This window comes from Mameliella sp. AT18 (assembly GCF_028807275.1).
Taxonomy (GTDB): domain Bacteria; phylum Pseudomonadota; class Alphaproteobacteria; order Rhodobacterales; family Rhodobacteraceae; genus Antarctobacter; species Antarctobacter albus.
Genome location: NZ_JARAMO010000197.1, coordinates 1 through 5615, shown reverse-complemented (window position 1 = coordinate 5615; position 5615 = coordinate 1). Strand labels below are relative to the sequence as shown.

6 protein-coding genes are annotated in these 5615 nt (G+C 64.1%); 2 read left to right on the top strand and 4 right to left on the bottom strand.

Annotated elements, in window-relative coordinates; genetic code table 11:
* Window positions 1-60 precede the first annotated feature (60 nt).
* The 4 genes from PVW46_RS17585 to PVW46_RS17570 form a co-directional block, all read right to left on the bottom strand.
* The gene (locus tag PVW46_RS17585) at window positions 61-1188 is read right to left on the bottom strand and encodes an aminotransferase class V-fold PLP-dependent enzyme (RefSeq protein WP_069210182.1); all 1128 of its coding nucleotides are present in this window, start codon (window positions 1186-1188) and stop codon (window positions 61-63) included.
* A gap of 136 nt (window positions 1189-1324) precedes the next feature.
* A complete protein-coding gene (locus PVW46_RS17580; protein WP_052244633.1) occupies window positions 1325-1666 on the bottom strand; it encodes a hypothetical protein in 342 nt (113 codons plus the stop codon).
* Between the two features lie 190 nt (window positions 1667-1856).
* The gene (locus PVW46_RS17575; RefSeq protein WP_069210183.1) at window positions 1857-2315 is read right to left on the bottom strand and encodes an Lrp/AsnC family transcriptional regulator; all 459 of its coding nucleotides are present in this window, start codon (window positions 2313-2315) and stop codon (window positions 1857-1859) included.
* Window positions 2312-2767, bottom strand: coding sequence for an Lrp/AsnC family transcriptional regulator (locus PVW46_RS17570; RefSeq protein WP_043144373.1), 456 nt, complete (start codon window positions 2765-2767; stop codon window positions 2312-2314). Before PVW46_RS17570 ends, PVW46_RS17575 begins: the two co-directional genes overlap by 4 nt.
* 136 nt (window positions 2768-2903) lie before the next feature.
* Here PVW46_RS17570 and ilvC point away from each other — a divergent pair, with 136 nt between their 5' ends.
* Window positions 2904-3926 carry a ketol-acid reductoisomerase gene (ilvC, locus tag PVW46_RS17565; protein ID WP_069210184.1) on the top strand — a complete coding sequence of 341 codons (1023 nt, stop codon included), beginning with the start codon at window positions 2904-2906 and terminating at the stop codon, window positions 3924-3926.
* Window positions 3927-4137: 211 nt separating this feature from the next.
* A partial coding sequence (locus PVW46_RS17560; RefSeq protein ID WP_274576920.1) for a calcium-binding protein occupies window positions 4138-5615 on the top strand: 1478 nt, incomplete at its 3' end.

Sequence of the window (5615 nt, the reverse complement as noted above, 5' to 3'; positions counted from 1 at the left end):
TCTTTGGGCCGAAAATACCTCCGGGGGAGTCGCCAGGGGCGACGGGGGCAGAGCCCCCTCCTACAGGACCTCGTCCACCACCTTGCGCAACCGCGCCACCGTGGCCTCGACATCGTACAGCTTGTCCAGCCCGAACAGACCGATGCGGAAGGTGGAGAACTCCGGCGGCTCGTCGCATTGCAACGGCACACCCGCCGCGATCTGCATGCCGTGGGCCGCAAAAGCCTTGCCCGTCTTGATATCCGGATCGGCGGTATAGCAGACCACCACGCCCGGTGCGCCGTAGCCATCTGCAGCGACGGATGTCACGCCCTTTTCGGCGAACATCGCCCGTACCGCGTCCCCAAGCGCCCATTGTGCCGCCTTCAGCTTGTCGAACCCATAGGTGCGGGTTTCGGCCATCGTGTCGCGGAAGGACCGCAACCCGTCTGTCGGCATGGTGGCGTGGTAGGCATGGCCGCCGTTCTCGTAGGCCTGCATGATCTGGTACCATTTCTTCAGGTCGACGGCGAAACTGTCCGAGGTGGTTTCCTCCAGCCGCGCAAGCGCGCGGTCCGACATCATCACCAACCCCGCGCAGGGGGTCGAGGACCAGCCCTTTTGCGGCGCAGATATCAGCACGTCGACCCCGGTGGTGCGCATGTCGACCCAGGCGCAGCCCGAGGCGATGCAGTCCAGCACCATCAGCGCCCCCACATCATGCGCGGCCTTGGCCAGCCGGGTGACATAGTCATCCGGCAGGATCACCCCGGCCGAGGTTTCGACATGCGGAGCAAAGACGACATCGGGGCGCGTCTCGGCGATCTTGGCCTCGACCTCTTCGATCGGCGCGGGGGCAAAAGGCGCATCGGGCGCGTTGCCCGTGCGGCGTGCCTTCATCACCGTGGTCTCGCCTGCGAAACCACCGGCCTCGAAAATCTGCGACCAGCGGTAGGAAAACCAGCCGTTGCGCACCACCAGCACGTCAGCGCCGCGCCCGAACTGGCGGGCCACCGCCTCCATCCCGTAGGTGCCGCCACCGGGCACCACGGCCACGCCATCGGCGGCATAGACTTCTTTCAGCATGGCCGAGATGTCGCGCATCACCTCCTGAAAAGCGGCGGACATGTGGTTGAGCGAGCGGTCGGTGAAGACGACCGAGAATTCTTCCATCCCGTCGGGATCGACTGTGTCTAGCAAGGCAGCCATAGGGTCCTCCATGTTTGCCCAAAGCTCTATCCCGCCCGGCGCGCGGCGAAAAGACCAACCAATGGGGCAGACACGAAAAACGGCGGCGCAAGGCATGCGCCGCCGTTCCCAAAGTCTCGGGCCGTGACCCGCAGGATCAGTTGCTGACCAGCTCCGTGCGGGGCGTATGGCCGGCCACCACCACGACATCGCCGGTGCGGATGAACTTGAAGGTCGCGTCCGGCGCGTCCGGCAGGCCGAAAGTGACGTTATCGCCGTCCTGCAGCAGCATGACCAGGCGGGCGGGCTCGGCGGTTTCATCCGTGACATAGGTCGCGACCAGCTCAAAGCCGCCCTCTGCCTCGGTCCAGTAGAGGCTCATATCGATACCGGCCTCGTGCAGCGTGGCACCCTCGGCGGCCTTGTCCAGGGCAACGGTGCCCGCCAGGGCGGCGGAAGAGGTCAAGGCGATGGCGGCGGCGGTCAGGATCGTTTTCATGATGGTCCCCAAGATATCTGCGGTTGCGCGGCGGGTCCGCCGATTGCAGGCCCGTTAAATTCTGCACCGCAGCATAAGAGGGGACATCCGGAAAAAACCACGCACAATATCGCATAGCCGCCATGAGAAATCCGGCCAAGTATCTGTATGCAAAGGAATACTACGCAAACATTGGCAAGACAAGACCTGTTTAGCCCAGCGGCCCGGGCCGCCGTTCCTCGCTCAGCAACACGTTGGCGTCCAGGTTTCCCACCCCGGGCAGCGTCATGATGCGGCGGCGCAGCACGCGCTCGAAATCCGACAGGTCGCGCGCCACCACCCGCAGGCGGTAGTCATAAGCGCCCAGGACATGTTCCACCGTCTGCACCTCGGGGATGGCGCTGACCGCGCGTTCGAAATCCTCGAGGCTGACCCGCCCCTTGGTCGCCAGCTTGACCCCAAGGAAAACCGTCACGCCAAAGCCCAGCGCCGCCGTGTCCACATCCAGCCGGGTGGCACGGAATACGCCCGCCTCGCGCAGGCGCTTGATGCGGCGCCAGCAGGCGGGCTGCGACAGGCCCAGATCGCGCCCCAGTGCCCCGGCCGAGGCAGTGGCATCCTGCGCCAGCGCGCGGATCAGCGCCCGGTCGGTGTCGTCCAGGGCGATCACAGCGGCAGCGCCTCGCGGTCCTTGACGCGCGCGACATGCATCAGCGCCTCAATGTCGGCGATATGCGGCAGGGTCAGCAGGCGCTCGCGATACAGTTGCTGGTAATGCGCCATGTCCCGCGCGATCACCGACAGGCGCACGTCCACCTGCCCCAGGAAGGTCTGGATCTCCAGCACCTCGGGCACCTCGCGCGCGGCCGCGATGAACTCGTCGAAGGCGCGCGGCTGGGTCTTGTCCAGCGTCACACGCAGGCTGACCTCGACCTCGTAGCCCAGCGCCCGCCAGTCGATCACCCCGCGCAGCCCGTGCAACACGCCGCGCGCGCGCAGCCGCTCCAGCCGCCGTGCCAGGGTCGAGGCCGTGACCCCTGCCCGTTCGGCCAGAGCCCCACCGGCCATGTCCGGCTCTGCCATCATGTGGCGCAGAATGCGCCTGTCCGTATCATCAAGCATGATTTTCGCAACATCTCCCAATCATGCGAATGCCTATGCTTCTTCTTGGCGAAAATACCCGAAAAACGCAAACACTCTCGCGCCGCCGGGCGTAGAGTGCGCGTCAGAACAACAAGACCAAGGAAGGAGCGCCGACATGCGCGTTTACTATGATCGCGATTGCGATGTGAACCTGATCAAGGACAAGAAAGTCGCCATCCTGGGCTACGGCTCCCAGGGCCACGCCCATGCGTTGAACCTGCGCGACTCGGGCGCCAAGAACGTCTGCGTGGCGCTCCGCGAAGGCTCGCCCTCGCGCGCCAAGGCCGAAGGCGAAGGCCTGCAGGTCATGGGCATTTCCGAGGCGGCCGCCTGGTGTGACGTGATCATGTTCACCATGCCCGACGAACTTCAGGCAGAGACCTACAAGAAATACGTCCACGACCACCTGAAGGAAGGCTCCGCCATCGCCTTCGCCCACGGTCTGAACGTGCACTTCGGCCTGATCGAGCCCAAGCCCGGCGTCGACGTCATCATGATGGCGCCCAAGGGCCCCGGCCACACCGTGCGCGGCGAATACACCAAGGGCGGCGGCGTGCCCTGCCTTGTGGCGGTTCACAACGACGCCTCGGGCAAGGCGCTGGAAATCGGCCTGTCCTATTGCTCTGCCATCGGCGGCGGCCGGTCGGGCATCATCGAAACCAACTTCCGCGAAGAGTGCGAAACCGACCTCTTCGGCGAACAGGCGGTTCTCTGCGGTGGCCTCGTGGAACTGATCCGCATGGGTTTCGAAACCCTGGTCGAGGCCGGCTACAAGCCGGAAATGGCCTATTTCGAGTGCCTGCACGAGGTGAAGCTGATCGTGGACCTGATCTACGAAGGCGGCATCGCCAACATGAACTACTCGATCTCGAACACCGCCGAATACGGTGAATACGTCTCCGGCCCGCGCATCCTGCCCTACGATGAGACAAAGGCACGGATGAAGGCGGTCCTGACCGACATCCAGACCGGCAAGTTCGTGCGTGATTTCATGCTGGAAAACGCCGTCGGCCAGCCGTCGTTCAAGGCGACCCGCCGCATCAATGACGAACACCAGATCGAAGAAACGGGCGAAAAGCTGCGCGCCATGATGCCCTGGATCTCGGCCGGCAAGATGGTCGACAAGTCCAAGAACTAAGGCCCTCGCCGGACTATTCCGGTTATGGAACATCGCTGGAACGCCCCCATCGCGGGGCGTTCCTTTTCGTTTGAACAACCGAAAAAGATCGCCCCCAGGCAACGCACACCGATGACGCACATCATTTCTTGATCCTGAACGTCCAATCATGAAGGTTAATCAAATGTAAATTTTACGCCGACGGCAAATGTCGGCCAATATTGGAGCGACCATGTCCGTCAACATCATTGCCAGCAGCACGTCCACAGTGACCCTTTCCGGGTCTGCCCTCAGCCTCCTTCCCGAAGGCAACACCGTCTTCCCCAGTTCCGGCAATGGCGTCGTTTTAACCAACACCACTTTTGCGGATGTGGTCATCCGGGGCGCCGTGACAGGCGCGACCGGGATCTCTGCCCCCGACGTCAGCAGCGGGCGCGTGACCATTGTCGTCGGTGAAACCGGCACCGTCGACGCCGACAATGGCATCGTCAGCGCCCGGTTCGCCACGGTCATCGACATCCAGGGGGCGGTGACAGGAGTCTTCTCGAACGGTGTGGTGATCGACACCCCCGCAACAGGGTCGTCCATATTCCCCTCCGTGATCTCGGTCTCGGGGTCTGTCTTTGGCAACAACAACGGACTCCAAATCGATCAGGCCCGAACTGTGGTCCACAATTCGGGGCGCATCGTGGGAAGCACGGGCATCCAGATCAACGAGCCGGACACCCACATCACCAACAGCGGCGAAATCATCGGAAACAGCCGCTTCTCCGGCCCGGGTGACTTTGGGCGGGCGATCGAAGGCAGCGCCGCGCTCGACATCAGAAACTCCGGTCTTCTCAGCGGCACCGCCGTGGACGTCGTCCTGTCGACCTCGTCCACGGCCACCGACCGCTTGCTGAACACGGGTCTTGTCGATGGCAGCGTGAACCTGGCGGGCGGCAGCGACGTGGTCATCAACACCGGTCAGATCCTTGGCAACGTTACGCTCGGCGATGGAAGCGACGGCTATCACGGGTTCGGTTCCGGGATAACCACGGCTCTTGTCGCGGGTGGAAATGGCAACGACACGCTGGCCGGCGGCGACCTGGCCGACGACCTCGATGGCGGCCCCGACGACGACAAGCTAGTGGGCCGGGGCGGCGACGACACCTTGACCGGCGGCGGCGGCGCGGACCTGATTTTTGGCGGGGCGGGCAGCGACAGCGTGATTGCCGGCACCGAGAACGACACCGTGCGCGGCGGCGACGGTGACGACACGGTCTTTGGCGGCTCGGGCGATGACGACATCTTTGCCAACGCGGGTGACGACGACCTGATCGGCGAGGCCGGCAACGATTTCATCCAGGGCGGCGCGGGCAACGACTATATCGAAGGCGGCGCCGACAACGATACGCTGAACGGCAACGCGGACGGTGACAGCATCTATGGCGATGGCGGCAACGATGTGCTGATCGGCCAGGATGGCAGCGACGAACTTTACGGCGGCGACGACAACGACACGATGGACGGCGGCGCGGGCGACGACATCCTGGAAGGCGAAAGCGGCGATGACATCCTGCGTGGCCGGGCCGGCGAGGACGAGCTTGCGGGTGGGCTGGGCCGGGACTTCCTGTCCGGCGGTCAGGACGCGGACCAGTTCGTGTTCCGCGCGCTTGCGGAAACCGCCGTGGGTGCCAATCGCGACCAGATCCTCGACTTCGAACAGGG